14 protein-coding genes are annotated in these 16,521 nt (G+C 37.2%); 8 read left to right on the plus strand and 6 right to left on the minus strand.

Features of this window, described 5'->3' with window-relative positions; translation table 11 throughout:
- The first annotated feature begins 3 nt into the window (after positions 1-3).
- The 4 genes from AC3RVF_RS05060 to AC3RVF_RS05075 all read left to right on the plus strand — a co-directional run bounded on the left by AC3RVF_RS05060 (position 4) and on the right by AC3RVF_RS05075 (position 2,903).
- Positions 4-447 carry a type I restriction enzyme HsdR N-terminal domain-containing protein gene (locus AC3RVF_RS05060; protein WP_489690789.1) on the plus strand — a complete coding sequence of 148 codons (444 nt, stop codon included), beginning with the start codon at positions 4-6 and terminating at the stop codon, positions 445-447.
- A gap of 35 nt (positions 448-482) precedes the next feature.
- A complete protein-coding gene (locus AC3RVF_RS05065; protein WP_489692918.1) occupies positions 483-1,475 on the plus strand; it encodes a glycosyltransferase family 2 protein in 993 nt (330 codons plus the stop codon).
- A 108-nt stretch (positions 1,476-1,583) separates the two neighbouring features.
- Entirely contained in the window at positions 1,584-2,444 is an 861-nt protein-coding gene (locus tag AC3RVF_RS05070; RefSeq protein WP_489692919.1) for an OmpA/MotB family protein, read from the plus strand.
- A 120-nt stretch (positions 2,445-2,564) separates the two neighbouring features.
- Positions 2,565-2,903 carry a hypothetical protein gene (locus AC3RVF_RS05075; RefSeq protein WP_489690786.1) on the plus strand — a complete coding sequence of 113 codons (339 nt, stop codon included), beginning with the start codon at positions 2,565-2,567 and terminating at the stop codon, positions 2,901-2,903.
- A 73-nt stretch (positions 2,904-2,976) separates the two neighbouring features.
- Here the strand turns inward: AC3RVF_RS05075 and AC3RVF_RS05080 are convergent, their stop codons facing one another.
- Together AC3RVF_RS05080 and AC3RVF_RS05085 are read right to left on the minus strand one after the other, a co-directional pair.
- Entirely contained in the window at positions 2,977-3,594 is a 618-nt protein-coding gene (locus AC3RVF_RS05080; protein WP_489690785.1) for an L-threonylcarbamoyladenylate synthase, read from the minus strand.
- 10 nt (positions 3,595-3,604) lie between these two features.
- Entirely contained in the window at positions 3,605-3,817 is a 213-nt protein-coding gene (locus AC3RVF_RS05085) for a hypervirulence associated TUDOR domain-containing protein (RefSeq protein WP_489690784.1), read from the minus strand.
- A 105-nt stretch (positions 3,818-3,922) separates the two neighbouring features.
- Between AC3RVF_RS05085 and AC3RVF_RS05090 the strand changes: the two genes are divergently transcribed.
- Complete coding sequence (locus AC3RVF_RS05090; RefSeq protein WP_489690783.1) at positions 3,923-4,795, plus strand: alpha/beta hydrolase fold domain-containing protein; 873 nt, start codon at positions 3,923-3,925, stop codon at positions 4,793-4,795.
- 8 nt (positions 4,796-4,803) lie between these two features.
- Here AC3RVF_RS05090 and AC3RVF_RS05095 read toward each other — a convergent pair whose 3' ends face one another.
- Complete coding sequence (locus AC3RVF_RS05095; protein WP_489692920.1) at positions 4,804-7,125, minus strand: ATP-dependent helicase; 2,322 nt, start codon at positions 7,123-7,125, stop codon at positions 4,804-4,806.
- 162 nt (positions 7,126-7,287) lie between these two features.
- Between AC3RVF_RS05095 and AC3RVF_RS05100 the strand changes: the two genes are divergently transcribed.
- Positions 7,288-8,904: an FMN-binding glutamate synthase family protein gene (locus AC3RVF_RS05100; RefSeq protein WP_489690781.1), complete on the plus strand. Its 1,617-nt coding sequence runs from the start codon at positions 7,288-7,290 to the stop codon at positions 8,902-8,904.
- 66 nt (positions 8,905-8,970) lie between these two features.
- Positions 8,971-9,495, plus strand: coding sequence for a DUF7935 family protein (locus AC3RVF_RS05105; protein ID WP_489690780.1), 525 nt, complete (start codon positions 8,971-8,973; stop codon positions 9,493-9,495).
- Between the two features lie 18 nt (positions 9,496-9,513).
- On the opposite strand, the gene AC3RVF_RS05110 is transcribed toward AC3RVF_RS05105, so the two are convergent.
- From AC3RVF_RS05110 to AC3RVF_RS05120, 3 genes are read right to left on the minus strand one after another with little or no spacing between them, the layout of a single operon-like run.
- Positions 9,514-10,428 carry a patatin-like phospholipase family protein gene (locus AC3RVF_RS05110; RefSeq protein ID WP_489690779.1) on the minus strand — a complete coding sequence of 305 codons (915 nt, stop codon included), beginning with the start codon at positions 10,426-10,428 and terminating at the stop codon, positions 9,514-9,516.
- Entirely contained in the window at positions 10,425-12,533 is a 2,109-nt protein-coding gene (locus AC3RVF_RS05115; RefSeq protein ID WP_489692921.1) for a M1 family metallopeptidase, read from the minus strand. The genes AC3RVF_RS05110 and AC3RVF_RS05115 overlap by 4 nt, the downstream gene beginning before the upstream one ends.
- A 60-nt stretch (positions 12,534-12,593) precedes the next feature.
- Positions 12,594-14,171 carry a T9SS type A sorting domain-containing protein gene (locus AC3RVF_RS05120; RefSeq protein ID WP_489692922.1) on the minus strand — a complete coding sequence of 526 codons (1,578 nt, stop codon included), beginning with the start codon at positions 14,169-14,171 and terminating at the stop codon, positions 12,594-12,596.
- 190 nt (positions 14,172-14,361) lie between these two features.
- Between AC3RVF_RS05120 and recG the strand changes: the two genes are divergently transcribed.
- Positions 14,362-16,467: an ATP-dependent DNA helicase RecG gene (gene recG / locus AC3RVF_RS05125; protein WP_489690776.1), complete on the plus strand. Its 2,106-nt coding sequence runs from the start codon at positions 14,362-14,364 to the stop codon at positions 16,465-16,467.
- The last annotated feature ends 54 nt before the right edge of the window (positions 16,468-16,521 follow it).

Consider the following 16,521-nt stretch of genomic DNA (forward strand, 5'->3'; position numbering starts at 1 on the left):
CGTATGCAAAAACTAAACTTCCCTGAATATTCCTTCCGCTTCAAAAGTAGCGAAAATAAAACGTTGGTTTTTGATGAAATTAGAAAAAAATTCGTTGTGCTCACACCCGAAGAATGGGTTCGATTACACGTTGTTCAATTTCTTCTAAAAGAAAAAAACTACCCCAAAAGTCTTATAAACGTTGAGAAACAACTGAAACTCAACAATACTACTAAAAGGTACGATGTGGTGGTTTTTAACAATGACGGGAGTATTTTTTTAATCGTAGAATGTAAAGCACCCTCCATTCCAATTTCGCAAAATACTTTCGATCAAATAGCGCGTTATAACATTGCTTTAGAAGCCAATTATTTAATGGTTACCAATGGTTTGGAGCATTATTATTGCCAAATGGATTTTGAAAGTGAACGCTATGTTTTTCTGAAAGATATTCCAGATTATAAATAGGTAGAAAAAACACTTCAAAAATCTATCTTTGCAAAGTGAACGTAGCAGTAGTAATACTTAATTGGAACGGACAGGAGTTACTTGAAAAGTTTCTGCCTTCAGTCGTCAAATTTTCTAAGGAAGCCACTGTTTATGTAGCAGACAATGCCTCTACCGATAATTCTGTGGCATTCGTTTCTGAAAATTTTCCATCGATAAAAATCATTCAAAACAAAGAAAATGGCGGTTATGCCAAGGGCTATAACGATGCTTTAAAAAACCTTTCCGAAGATATTTTCGTTTTGCTGAATAGCGATGTTGAGGTAACAGAAAATTGGTTACCGCCCGTAATTGCAGCGTTTGAAAAAGATATTTCGGTTGTTGCTGCACAACCAAAAATACTCGATTATAAAAACAAAGAATACTTTGAATATGCTGGAGCGGCTGGCGGATTTATCGATAAATATGGTTACCCATTTTGTCGCGGACGCATTTTCGATACTTTGGAAAAAGATAACGGACAATACAACGATATTTCTGAAATATTTTGGGCGTCCGGCGCTTGTCTTTTTGTAAAAGCTGAAACCTTTTGGCAAGCGAGTGGCTTAGACGAAGACTATTTTGCACACCAAGAAGAGATTGATCTTTGCTGGCGTTTACAATCTAAAGGCGGAAAAATACTTTATGTGGGTACTTCGGAAATATTTCATGTTGGCGGAGCAACTTTGGCTGTATTAAACCCCAAGAAAACTTTTTATAATTTCCGTAATTCACTACTAAACCTACTTAAAAACGTTGGCGGATTAAAGGCTTTTACTACAATCTTTATAAGAATGGTATTGGATGCAATCGCCGCTTTTCAATTTTTGCTACAAGGAAAACCAAGGCACTTCTTCGCCATTTTGAAAGCGCACTTCAACTTTTATTTATTGGTTCCAAGATTTCTTCAGAAAAGGAAAAAATTCGCTTCACAAATTACATATTTCAAAACCAAATCTATTGTATATCAGTACTTTATATTGAAAAATAATTATTTTAACAAATTATAGCATAAATTATTGTTAATCGTTTCTACACTGCATGCTTATTTGATAATTTTGGTCTATAATTTGATGACCACATTTTATAACAATAACAATTAAACAACTTAAAAAATTATGAAAAAACTATTGATTTTAGTAGTATGTTCAAGTCTCGCATTCACTTCTTGCGTATCGAGCAAGAAATATGCTGCACTTGAAGCAAAACAACAAACTACCCAAGATTTATTGAACACGGCAACCGTGAAACTTAATGACTGTATCGCAGAAAGAGCAGCTTCTACTGCACGTGCAAAAGAACTTGAAGAGCGTTTGGCTGATATGAAGAAGACAAATTCAGATCTTATTCAGAGTTCAAAAGACCTTACAATGCTAACTTCTAAAGGCGCAACTAACCTTGAGAAATCTTTAGAAAGCTTGAAAGAAAAAGACATGAAAATTACACGTTTGCAAGATGCACTTACCAAAAAGGATAGTGTTACCCTTGCACTTGTTACAAGTCTTAAGAGAGAAGTTGGTATGAACGATCCAGACATTGAAATAAATGTTGAAAAAGGTGTAGTTTATATTTCACTTTCTGATAAAGTAATTTTCAAAAGTGGAAGCTACCAGATTTCTGGCAGAGCTACAGAAATTTTAGGAAAAGTTGCAAAAGTAATCAACGGAAAACCTGATTTCGAAGCTATGGTTGAAGGACACACTGATAATGTACCTTACGGTAAGAGAGGTGAGTTGCTTGACAACTGGGATTTAAGTGTTAAACGTGCTACTGCAATTGTTCGTGAGCTTCAAAATCTTGGTGTTGCACCATCACGTTTAGTTGCTGCAGGACGTTCAGAATACGTACCATTAGTACCTAACACTACTGCTGAAAACAGATCTACAAACAGACGTACTCGTATCTTGGTTCTTCCAAAAATTGACCAATTTTACGATATGATTGAAAAAGAAATGAAAAATCTTGAAGCTGGAAAGTAATTTCTAAAACTTCAAAAATAATTAAACCCGGTCCTAATAGACCGGGTTTTTTATTGCCCTATTGAAAAGCATTTTTGAATAGGTTTTTGTACCTTAGTTAAGAATATAAAATTTTAGAATATGGAAGAATTTAGAACCGATTGGTCTCGCGAAGAACTTAAAGCCTACATTTTACTTTACTGCGCCAATGCTAATTTTGTGGAAACAAAAGAGGAAAAAGATTTTATATTGTCGAAGGTTGGCGAAGAAAAATACCAGAAAATTCACAAAGAATTTGATCGTGATAATGATTACCAACAAATTCAGAAAATTCAGCACTCCGTTTCGCGTTTTGATTATTCCAAAGATGAAATAGATAGACTATTTAAAAACATAATAAAAATGTTTTTAACCGATGGTTCTATTGATATTATGGAGAAGAATATCTATCGAGGCTTGCAACATTTGCTGAAATCGTAAGCATTATATTCTACGCAAATAGAATTTGTCCTGCTACTTTCTTTCAATTTTTTTTAGGTGTAAATTCTTCGGCTTAAAGCTCTAGACTTCCCTTACCCTCACGCACTACAATTGGCTCCGAGCCAGTAAGATCAATTACCGTTGAGGCAACGTTTCCGCCATACCCGCCGTCAATAACCAAATCTACCAGGTTGTCCCATTTTTCAAGAATAAGTTCTGGATCGGTAGTATATTCAATTACCTCATCTTCATCTTTTATGGATGTAGAAATTATAGGATTGCCCAATTCACGGACTATTGCAAGGGTTATTGAATTATCTGGAACACGAATACCCACTTCTTTTTTCTTCTTAAAAACATTTGGAAGATTACTATTTCCGGGTAATATAAAAGTATAGGGTCCTGGAAGATTTCTCTTTAATAATTTAAAAGTTGGCGTATCAATTTGCTTAACATAGTCGCTAAGATTGCTTAAATCTTCACAGACAAAAGAAAAATTTGCCTTCTCCAATTTTACGCCTCGCAGTTGCGCCACACGTTCCAACGCACGGTTATTTTTAATATCGCAGCCCAACGCATAAACGGTATCACTAGGGTAAATTATTACACCACCGTCGCGAAGTATTTTCACAACACGTTTTATTTCCTTGGGGTTTGGATTTTCTTCGTAGATTCTAATAAATTCGGCCATATACTATTTTTTAATTCTTCTTTTTTCCTTCGCTTTCCAGCTTTAATACTTTGTCGCCATCCGCCTGCTCAATGTAGAGCACTTTATTGCCCTTTTCGCCTTTGCGTGTAATATCATTTCCTTTAATGGTTTTGGAAATTTCTTTGGAAAAAGTTTCAATAACTTTCCCTTCTGCAGTACCTGTGCCCCACTTCCAAGAAACTTTCGAACCTTTGCGAATCATTATTTTTATTTAAAGTTACTAGAAATTTTAAGAAAACGAAATTTCAATTGTATTACTTAGCATAAAATAACTTTTTCAGCGTTATGGCAACTACAAAATTGTAATATGAAAAAATTCCTCTTTATAATTCTATTCGTTAGTTTTCAAATAAGTTTCATTTCCTGTTCAAAGGACAATGATAATAATCAAGCTGAACCTTTAACCGCAGAAACAGTGCTAAATGTTTCCTACGGAAATGATCCACAGCAAAAGTACGATTTGTATTTACCTGCAAACAGAACTTCCGCCAAAACAAAAATAATAGTTTTAGTTCACGGCGGCGGCTGGACTGAAGGTGACAAAGCCGATATGGATTTTTTCATTCCATACATCAAACTAAGACATCCCAACCACGCAATCGTAAACATAAATTACGTGCTTGCAAATGCTATTACACCTGCTTTCCCCAACCAGTTTTTGGATGTGGATGCGGTAATAAACAAACTGACTTCAGAAAAAGATGAACTTCAAATTTTACCTGAATTCGCACTAATTGGTGCTAGTGCTGGGGCGCATATTTCATTAATGTACGATTATGTTTACGATACAGACGACCAAGTTAAAATGGTTGGTGATATTGTGGGACCCACAGATTTTACAGATCTATTTTATAGCGATAATCCTAATTTTCCTTTTTTAATGGCTGCGCTAGTTGATGAAAGTGCTTACCCTTCTGGAACAAATTATCCTGAAGTTTTGAGTCCCGCACTGCTTGTTTCTAATAACAGTAGCCCAACATTGCTTTTCTACGGAAATGCAGATCCTTTGGTTCCTCTTACAAATGGAACGACTCTAAATTCTGCATTAAATAATGCCCAGATAGATCACGGATTTACAGTTTATGAAGGCGGTCACGGAGATTGGGCACCCCTAGACATTGACGATATGACAGAGCAAATAAGCGTCTATATTGATACTTATTTGGAAATTTCAGAATAAAATTATTGTTAGTTATCTAGCACTTTCAATTTTGCAAAACGAAGTAGTAATTTCTTTAAACCACCGTTTTCAAAATCGATTTCAGCTTTGGTATCTGCGCCAATACCTTCAACTTTAAGGATTTTACCTTTTCCGAAGCGAACGTGTTCTACCATTGTTCCCTCCGCCAGATTTGCATCCTTAGCATTGAAATTTTTGTCAGTATCACTAGAAACTGGTCTTATCCTTCGCAGTTTCCGAAGCTGCTCCTCTGTCGGGCCTGAAGGGGCTCGACCCGCAACAGGTTTTTTTAACCTTAGTTTGCTGTGGTCCACATCATCAAAAATATCTGAATCTAAAAGTGGCTTGTAGCGATTTTCAGTAATTGGAGTTAAGTATTCTAAAAAGCTTTCGTCAATTTCATCTATAAAGCGGCTGGGTTCAGCATCTATCAGTTTTCCCCAACGGTAACGAGATTGGGTGTAAACTAGATAAGCTTGCGTTTCGGCACGGGTTAAAGCTACATAAAACAAGCGTCGCTCCTCTTCCAATTCGCTTCGTGTATTCATACTCATTCCACTTGGGAACAAGTCTTCTTCCATCCCAACAATATAAACGTATGGAAACTCCAATCCTTTTGCTAAATGCACGGTCATTAAAGCCACACGATCATCATCGCCTTTATCGTTATCTAAATCTGTTGCAAGCGCAACATCTTCCATAAATTCTGAAAGCGATCCGATAGCATCTGCAATTTCTTTTTGCTCTTCCACAAAATCGCGCATTCCGTTTAGCAATTCCTCTATGTTTTCAATACGGGCTATACCTTCGGGGGTACCGTCTTTTTTTAATTCTTGTATAAGACCCGTTTTTTTCGAAACGTGTTCTGTAATAGTGAAAACATCATAATTAAGATTCAAAACCTGAAAACTTTCAACCATAGTTACAAAATCCTGCAACTTAGTTTTAGTTCCTGTATTTATTTTTAAATCGATTTTATCAATGTTTTTCATCACTTCAAAAATCGAACGATTGTAATGGTTTGCCGCAACAATTAAACGCTCCATTGTAGTTTCGCCAATTCCGCGTGCAGGATAATTAATAACCCGTTTTAGTGCCTCTTCATCTTTCGGATTTAACACCAAGCGCATATATGCCAAAACATCTTTAATCTCCTTTCGTTGATAAAAACTTAGGCCTCCATAAATTCTGTATGGAATATCTTTTTTCCGAAGTGCATCTTCAATGGCGCGACTTTGTGCGTTTGTACGGTATAAAATTGCAAAATCGCCATCTTTTAATTGATGATTCATTTTGTTTTCGAATATAGAGCTTGCAACAAATCGACCTTCGTCACCATCGGTCATCGTTCTATTTACAAATATTTTATTGCCCTCGTCATTTGCGGTCCAAACTACTTTATCGAGCCGCGTTTTATTTTTTTCAATAACGTTGTTTGCAGCATTCACAATGTTTTTTGTGGAACGGTAATTTTGTTCCAAACGAAACATTTTTACATCATCGTAATCCTTCTGAAAGTTTAGGATGTTGTTAATATTTGCCCCGCGGAAAGCATAAATACTCTGCGCATCATCGCCCACCACACAAATATTCTGGAATTTATCTGAAAGTGCCTTCACAATTAAATATTGGCTGTGGTTGGTATCTTGGTACTCATCTACCAAAATGTATCGGAAACGGTTTTGGTACTTCGCCAAAACTTCCGGGAAACGGGTAAGTAATTCGTTTGTTTTCAGCAATAAATCATCAAAATCCATCGCGCCAGCTTTGAAGCATTTATCTACATACGATTTGTAGATATCGCCCAATCGCGGCATTTTTGCCATAGAATCTGCTTCTATTAAGTCAGGATTGCTGAAGTATGCTTTTACAGTAATCAGACTGTTTTTATACGAAGAAATACGCGAGTAAACCTTCTTGTATTTATACACTTCTTTATCGAGGTGCATTTCTTTAATTACCGCACGAATAACACTTTGCGAATCTTGCGTATCATAAATAGTGAAGTTTGAAGGATAGCCCAATTTATCAGCTTCAAAGCGAAGTATTTTTGCGAAAATACTATGAAATGTTCCCATCCAAATATTCTTCGCCTCGCTTGCACCAACAATTTGGGAGATACGTTTTTTCATCTCGCGCGCCGCTTTGTTAGTAAAGGTTAACGCCAAGATGTTAAATGGATCTACACCTTTGGACATTAAGTACGCAATTCGAAATGTAAGCACTCGTGTTTTGCCTGAGCCAGCACCAGCTATAACAATCATTGCGCCGTCCTTTTGCAGTACTGGCGCTAGTTGAGCTTCGTTAAGTTGTTCTAAATATTTTTCCAAAACTTCATTTTCTTCAAGTGGTGAAAATAACCATTATCAAACTTTTAACGAAAATGAATTCACAGAAATTATAAACAATAATTTCGCGGAGAAGCTTTCTTTTAAAACTAAACATTTTTTTAAAACCACATTAATTTAAATATCTTTATAAAAAAACTAGCAATGGATTCTATCTTGTCTTTTCTAGCCCAAATTCCTTGGTGGGGTTGGGTTCTTCTCTTTTTACTGCTCGTTGTAATTCGCGATATATTTTTCAACAAGCGCCATACTGTTAGTCACAACTTCCCGCTTATTGGGCATTTTCGGTACATGTTAGAAAGCATCGGACCAGAATTAAGGCAATACATAGTTGCAAACAACCGCGAAGAACTTCCTTTTAACCGCATAGAACGCGGGTGGATTTATGCTTCTGCGAAAAACGAAAATAACTACGAAGGTTTTGGAACCGACCGCGATATTTATGAGCCAAATTACATTTTCATAAATAATGCAATGCTTCCGTATAAAGTTGAAAAAGAAAACCCAAACTATAAAAACCCGTATTTTTTGCCTTGTGCAAAACTAATGGGTGGATTCCATAAACGCCGTCGTCCATATCGTCCTGCCTCGGTAATTAATGTTTCAGCGATGAGTTTTGGCTCGCTATCTGCACGTGCTGTAGAATCGCTAAATAAAGGCTGCGCGATGGCTTATGCATACCACAATACTGGTGAAGGAGGACTTTCACCGTATCACAAAACTGGGGCAGATGTTGTGTTTCACTTTGGAACCGGATACTTTGGTGTTCGCGATGAGAATGGAAATTTCTCCATGGAAAAAATTGTGCAACTCGTTAATGATAACCCACAAGTTAGAGCCATTGAGGTAAAACTCTCCCAAGGTGCAAAACCAGGAAAAGGTGGTGTTTTGCCCGGATCAAAAATTACGCAGGAAATTGCAGATATTAGACACGTGCCTTTAGGACAAGACGTACTTTCTCCTCCTAATCATTCTGCATTTGAGGGAATTAAAGGCTTGGTAGATTTTGTAGAAAGTATTGCTGAAGCAACTGGATTACCTGTGGGAATTAAATCGGCTGTTGGTCGATTGGGTGAATGGGAACAGTTGGCGAAAATCATGAAAGAAACTGGCAAAGGCCCAGATTTTATAACTATTGACGGCGGAGAAGGCGGAACCGGTGCTTCGCCCCCAAGTTTTGCAGATCACGTTTCGTTGCCTTGGCTTTATGGTTTTGCTGAAATTTATAAAATTTTCAAAAGGCACGAAATGTGCCAACAAATAGTTTTTATAGGAAGCGGAAAATTAGGCTTTCCTGCAAAAGCCGCTATGGCATTCTCCATGGGTGCAGATTTAGTAAATGTTGCCCGTGAAGCTATGATGAGCATTGGCTGTATTCAAGCGCAGCAATGCCATACAAATAAGTGCCCCAGCGGTGTTGCAACACAAAATAAATGGTTGCAGCGAGGTATAAATATTGAAGACAAATCTGTACGCGCACATTTCTATTTTAAAAACTTTAGCAAGGAATTATTAGAAATGACTCACGCCTGTGGTTACGAACATCCCTGCCAGTTTACAATGGACGATGTGGATTTAACGGGTGGCGAAAAAAATCTGATAAAAACCCTTTCACAATCTTTTATGTACCACAAATGTGCAGTACAATTTGAAAGTATGAAAGCACTATCTCATTGCGAACATTTGGGTGGAAATTTCCACGAAAAAGAAGCCAAGAAAGAAGTGAAAGCAATGAAAAAAGAAAATAAGGTTCGGTATTGATTTATGGCAATCATTATTGTCTAAGTGCCATAAACAGTTTAAGTTTGTTGCCAATTTAAAAATTCTATGGAAGAAGCAAACCAAGTTATTAATTATGTAGCCTACTTATTGCCAGCAATCGTTGTGGGCGTAATTGCTTATTATTTTTTTAAAAGTCATACTGCAAATGAAGAAGGCAGAAGACGGTATTTAATTCAAAAAGAGGCGCAGAAGCAATTGTTACCGCTCCGTTTACAGGCTTATGAACGCATCGCACTATTTCTAGAACGCATAGACCCTAACAAATTGCTGGTGCGTGTAAAGCCATTTTCAGATTCAAAAGATGAGTATGAAATCTTGTTGGTGAAAAATATTGAACAGGAATACGAGCATAATTTAACGCAACAAATTTATATAACTGCGGAGTGCTGGAGCTTAGTGAATGCTGCAAAAAACGCTACTATTCAAATAGTTCGTCAAGCATCAATGAATGAAAAGGCTGCCAATGTAGATAAAATGCGCGAATGGTTATTGCAGCATTTTATGGAAGAAATTACGCCTTCGCAAAAAGCAATGGGCTACGTTAAAAAAGAGGTCCGCGAGCTTTTTTAAAACCTTGCTTTCTTTAAGTTAATCGTCGTTAGTTCGAATCTCGTTAAGCTCGTTGTTTTTATGATCGGCGTATTGATAGCCCAGCTCCCACCATTTTTTCATCATTTCCTTATCGAAGATTAGCGAATTGGTTGTTAAAACCGTAGGCGTATAATAGAGATTGATGATTACGTCTTTATTTGTCGCCGCAAATTTCCCGATACGTATATTCTGCTTTTCAATTCTATCTGCCATATAATTATGCATATTGGTTAGCAATGAAAAAACATTTTTGGAAGGAAGTCGATTATAATACGCAATCTCAGTTTCTAAAATAATAACATCTATTGTTGTAGCACCTCTATTTATAGCCTCTTCAATTGGAACCATACTGCCAAAACCTCCGTCGGCATACTCACAACCATCTTTTTTAACCAAGCTCATAAATGGTGTGTAATTTGAAGATATCCAAATCCAATCTAAAAAATCCTGATATTCAAAATCGTTGATTGATTTATATTCCACTTGATTTAAAGAAAGGTTGGAAACCGTTACCACCACATCTTTGTTCGATTCTTTCAATATATTGAAATACTCTTTAGTTAGAGTCTTTTCAATCAACTTGCGCAGATTTAAACTTTCGCCAAAGGTTTTTTTGCCTTTTAAAAAATTCCGAAGTACAGTAATATGATTTATAGCAATCTGTTTGCCGCCAAATTTATCTTCTTTAATAACGAAGGGGCAACTGCTGAAAATACTTTTTTGGTTTACTGAAGTATAAATATCGCGTATCTCCGAAACCTTATCCAACGCCAGATGCGAAATGAGCAAACTGCCTGTAGATGTGCCCACGAAAAGGTCGTACTTATGATTCAGCTCTTCAATTAAAAACTGAGCCACACCCCCTGCAAATGCGCCTTTACTTCCGCCACCCGAAATCACCATTGCTCTCATTCCTTTGTAATTGAATTTAAATAATTAGCTGCCTCATTAGACAGTTGTCTGCCTAAAACTTTCACTGCTTCGTGATATTTTTGATCCTGAAGCAAATTATTCAACATTGCTCTTGAATACTTCGCAAAGCGCCAAGTAGGATGTACGCATGCTTCAACTAAATTTTTCAGTGTTTCCGAATCCCAAAGTTGAAGCTCGTTTATATATTCAAAAGACTTTTCGCGAATTTCGAAACTGTTATTGGTTGAGGAATATCCTTTCAACTCATTTAAATAATTTTCCTTTTCTAAATTTTCATATCCGTCTGTAATCAGCGCCAAAGCCAGCCACAACTGTTTAATATTTTTATTCTGAAAACCGATAACACTTTTAGTTTGGTTGAGATATTCAGTTCGTTTCTCCGGAAATTGCATCCATAATTGATACAATGCAGTTTCCATAGTTACATAAGATTCGTCTTTTAACAAACTTTCATATTCCGTTTGAAGCTCCTTCGGAATAGTTTGCAGCGAAAGCGCAATAGCCTGCCGAACATAGAGATTGTTGCTTTCAAAAGCATTTTTATACAGTGGAAGCGTTTCAGAAAGCGGCTCGTCCACCAACTGAAAAACTGCTTCCTGCCCAATAAAATCATTTGGAAAAGTAAGTGCGGTTTTTAACAGATTCTTCTTCTCTGAAAAAGACGTCGTCCGAAGCGCAGAAATTTCAAAATACTTATTTATAAAAGGCGATTTCAGCAATGATTGATAAGCATCTTCACTTTGAAAAGCCGTTTGTTGCAACCAATCTTTTTCGAACGCTGAAATATCTACATCGGAAACCATTTTCACTTCCTTTAAAAAATCTTCGGTATCAACATTTTTGAATTTATATTTTTCCAAATAGCTTTTGATTGCCGTTTTAAAAGCGTCCTCCCCTATTCTTTCGCGTAAAATATGCAATGCCCACGCTCCTTTTTGGTAAAATGTAAGCGAGCTCGCCTTCGGATTTAAAAGCGATTCGCCATTGCTTTCATCGCTAATTGCCTTTAATTGTTCCGCGGTTTGATACAGTTGCCAGTAATAATAATCATCGCCAAAAATATTTCTTTCAGCCAGCAAGGCGTAGTAAGTTGCAAACCCCTCCTGCAGCCAATGGTCTTCGTTTGCCTTTTCAGTAACCAAATTTCCAAACCACTGATGCGCCAATTCGTGGGCGTTTACGTTTACATAATTTCTATCGTTAAAACCTGTAGAATCAACCACAAATGCTTCCGAAAAGAATGTAGCCGTTGTATTTTCCATTCCAGCATACAGAAAATCGCGAACCGGAACTTGTTTGTAATTTTGCCACGGATACGGCACGCCGATTTCAGTTTCTAAAAAGTCGAAAATTTGTTTGCTGTAACGATAGGTGGGTTCTACTTTTAGGGAATCCTTCGGATTGAAGTACAATTCAATAGGAATTCCAGAATTTGAAAGTATTTCTTTTCTATCAAAATCACCAATCGCGAAAGCTACAAGATAGCTGGACATTGGTTCTTTCATATCGAAACGCCAAGTATTTACTTCGTGTAAATTACCGAAATCAATTAATTTTCCATTTGCAATTACAGCTTTATCAATTGGCGCAAAAAGTTGTAAATCGAACTCTATTTTTTCGTTAACATCGTCTATGCTTGGTAACCAATGCGAAGTGTATTTTCCCTGACCTTGTGTCCAGATTTGATCTTCAAAAAAGTACAACGTTTGTTTCGGATTCATCACATACCAAAAATCTGCTTTGTATGTTTTTCCTTCTTCAAAATTTCCTACAAACCAAACCTTTTTTTCATCAGCAGTTATTTTGAAGATTTTAGTTTCAATTTCATTAATTTGAATATTTACAGCATCCATAAAAATAGAGTCTGTTTGTTTTAAAACCTTAAAAGTGGTTAAAAATCTTCCTTCAATTTTCTGTTCCGAAACATCAGTCCCAATTGAAGTTTCAATCTTCAAAAAATCCACGATATCAGTCTGTTGCGCTTGCAACTTAGAGTTTGCCGCAAACACAAAAAATAGTAGAAAAAGTAGTGCCGAAAATCGTCGCAGCAAATTAATAGACTTCAACTTCAAAAAATTAAACATAAAAAAAGGTTATTCTTGAGAATCAAAAATAACCTTTTTAAAAGTCTGTGAATTAATTTTCTATTCTAATATAATTCTTTTCACGCCTGTACCATAACTATTTTCAAGATTGATGAAATAAACACCGCTTGAAAGATTGGAAACATCGAAAGAATAATTATTCAATTCTGCAACCGAATTAAAATAATAAGCCTTTACAGATTTGCCGTCCACAGTATTGATAGTTAATCGCGAAACACTTTCGGGATACTTCGTTTTTATTTGAAATATTCCGTTTGAAGGATTCGGAAATATCGAAATGTCATAAACCTGCGTATTATCTATACTATTAACTCCCAAGATATTTCCGTAAACCATCGGGTTATTGCTTTGGTTTATAATGTGGGTATCCACGTAGTATATAGGGTTGTAACCGTCGTTACAGTCTGCACAAGTTTGTCCTGAAATACAATCGGGATTGTTTGGGTGACAAAAATCTTGATAAGAAGGATGAAAACGGTAGTCGAGATTAAAAGCAGTTCCCGCATATTGGGTTAAATCGAAAATATCTGGTGGCGAAATAGCGCCTGGACACCAACCAGCACGATTGTATTGCCACGTACCTTGCTGACCCGTACAATTATCGGGGTTGGGATTACAAGAGTTAAATAGATGCTGCTCAAAAGTTTCAACACCATCAATATCAAAGTAGTGATATGCATTAAAAAACTCTGCGGCATTTGATGTATTGTTTCCTCCCCAGCCGTGGCCAGTGTTAGAAACACGTAAATGTGAAGCTTCAACCTGCTCTGGTATATTTACGCTAAAAGTTTCAACGGGTTGCAAATTGGCAGGATCGCCAAAAGCATAACCATCGTCCCAAACTTCCACAACGTTGCTGTAAGCGTATTCAGGCGCGCCAGCTGTATATTCGGCGTCTAGGGTAAGTTGCCATCCACCAGTTCCCCAAGTGTCTATAAAAACGCGTATTTCTACCTCACCTTGAAGAAGCGACATATAATCGGTAATATTTAATTCGTGATCGCAAGCCACGCGATATGGTGTAATATATCTAATTAGCTGAATCCAATTGCCATCTGGCGCTTTCACATCTATAAAAGCCCAACGATCCCAGTCATCACAACCTCCGGGAATGCTAGGGCATTCCACTTCAAAAATTGCGTTTAGGTCGTTGTAAGCACCCACAGACTGCGGAAAAGTATGGGTTCCGTAATACCAACGGTCGTTTTGGCCCGTAAATTCAATTACCACATCTTCTAAACTACGCACTACTTGCGATGTGGCAGTTTCATTAACCGTAATGTTTCGGGTAAGTGTAGTTTCGTCGCCATCGGTTGTTTTCGCAGTAATTACAATTGTATGCGCTCCGTAATTAGCGGGAGTCCACAAATAGTAATAAAAACCTGTTTCTGCTACCGCTGGGTAATCTGTACCGTTAATATTTACAATCACTTCCGAAAGGCTATCGGGTGCATCAACAGAGGCATTCATATAAATTGGGTATGGTTTTAAAACTGGCATTTCTAACGGAAAAGCTTCCGTAAGCCTAGTTGAAAGTTCTGGAGTGGTAACCGCGTTCGCAAAAGCCGAGAACTGCAGGAACAACGCTAATGCAAATAATAGGTAGTTTTTTTTCATTTTTAAATAATAATCGGTTAAGAAGGGTGAAATGTCAAAATATCCTTCCCTTGGTTAGTTTTATAATCGTTGATGGACATTTCATAAAAAAAGGATTGCTTAATTTAGCAAAGATTTAGACAAATATATCATTTAAATCTAGAGACCAATTGGTTCGAAAGAATTATACCGAAACTTACCTCAATACTTTATGAATGCTAATTTCCTGCAAACTCCCATAGATTATCTTAAAGGCGTAGGCCCAAACCGGGCAGATTTGCTGAAAAAAGAACTCGGCATTCACACCTTTCAGGATTTGTTGAATCTTTTCCCGAATCGATACCTAGACCGAACACAATATTATAAAATAGGCCAACTACAACAAACCAATGCCGAAGTTCAAATTGTTGGAAAACTAACACATATTAAAACCGTAGAACAAAAACGAGGCAAGCGATTGGTTGCAACTTTTATTGACGAAACTGGCAGCATGGAATTGGTTTGGTTTCGTGGTCAAAAATGGATTCGTGAAAATTTAAAGCTGAATGTTCCGTATGTAATTTTCGGAAAAACGAATTATTTCAACGGCAGTTTTTCAATGCCACATCCAGAAATGGAATTGCTCGATGCGCACGAAAAAAGCATTCGTTCAGCCATGCAACCGGTGTATCCTTCAACCGAAAAATTGGGTAACAGCGGCATCACAAATAGGGTGATAAATGGACTGATGCAACAGCTGTTTTTAGAGAGCAAAAATGCCTTCGCTGAGACCCTCTCAAAACCACTTTTGGAACAGCTAAAATTAGCCTCAAAAAAGGAGGCACTTTTCAACATACATTTTCCAAAAAGTCAGGCACATTTAGCACGTGCAGAATACCGATTAAAATTTGAAGAATTGTTCTATATTCAACTGCAATTAATTCGAAAAAACCTTGTCCATAAATCTAAAATTAAGGGGTATACTTTTGATAAAATTGGGCATAATTTCAATACCTTTTTTTCAGAGCATTTACCCTTCGAATTAACCGAAGCACAGAAGCGAGTAATCAAAGAAATCCGCAACGATTTAGGTAGCAACGCACAGATGAATCGACTTTTGCAGGGTGATGTAGGTTCGGGCAAAACAATAGTAGCGTTAATGTCAATGTTAATAGCACTTGACAACGGTTTCCAAGCCTGCTTAATGGCACCGACTGAAATTTTGTCAGTCCAACACTATAACGGTTTAATGGAATTATGTAAAAGCCTCAACACCAGTATTGAATTACTTACTGGTTCAACCAAAACTTCAAAGAGACGAGAAATTCACAAAAAACTCGAAAATGGCGAATTAGATATCCTAATTGGCACACATGCATTGCTCGAAGATAAGGTGAAATTTAAGAATTTAGGGCTTGCAATTGTGGACGAACAACATCGTTTTGGAGTGGAGCAACGCAGCAAATTATGGCATAAAAATGAGTACCCACCACACGTGCTTGTAATGACCGCTACCCCCATCCCCCGCACCCTTGCCATGAGTGTTTATGGCGACCTAGATATTAGTGTAATTGATGAGCTTCCACCGGGCAGAAAAGACATCAAAACTGTGCATCGTTTTGATGCAAATAGACTAAAGGTTTTTCGCTTTATAAAGGACGAAATTAGCAAGGGAAGACAGGTGTATATTGTGTACCCTTTAATACAGGAAAGTGAGACCATGGATTACAAAGATTTGATGGACGGATACGAGAGTATTGTACGTGAATTTCCGCAGCCAAATTATCAAGTTTCCATCCTTCACGGGAAGATGAAACCTGCCGATAAAGATTATGAAATGAACCGTTTTGTGAAAGGCGAAACGCAAATTATGGTAGCCACAACAGTAATTGAAGTTGGCGTAAATGTTCCAAATGCCAGCGTGATGATTATTGAAAGTGCAGAGCGTTTTGGGCTTTCACAATTACATCAATTGCGCGGAAGAGTTGGTAGAGGTGCCGAGCAGAGTTACTGCATTTTAATGACCAGCCACAAACTATCCGCAGATGCCAAAACCCGACTTGAAACTATGGTTCGCACCAGCGATGGTTTTGAAATTGCCGAAGTAGATTTAAAACTTCGCGGTCCCGGCGATTTGATGGGCACCCAACAAAGTGGCGTGCTAAACCTTCGTATTGCCGATATAATTAAAGATTCTGAAATATTGAAAATCGCGCGTAGTTATGCCATTCAAACACTAAAAGCAGATCCTAATCTTTCTTCCGAGGAAAATATTCCTATTAACAATACCTATGCACAGCTCGTGAAGTATCGAAATATTTGGAATTATATATCTTAACCAAATAATATCACCAAGTTGAAAACAATAATTAATTAAATAATGCATGGTTTG

The organism is Aequorivita sp. IT1183, from assembly GCF_058068265.1.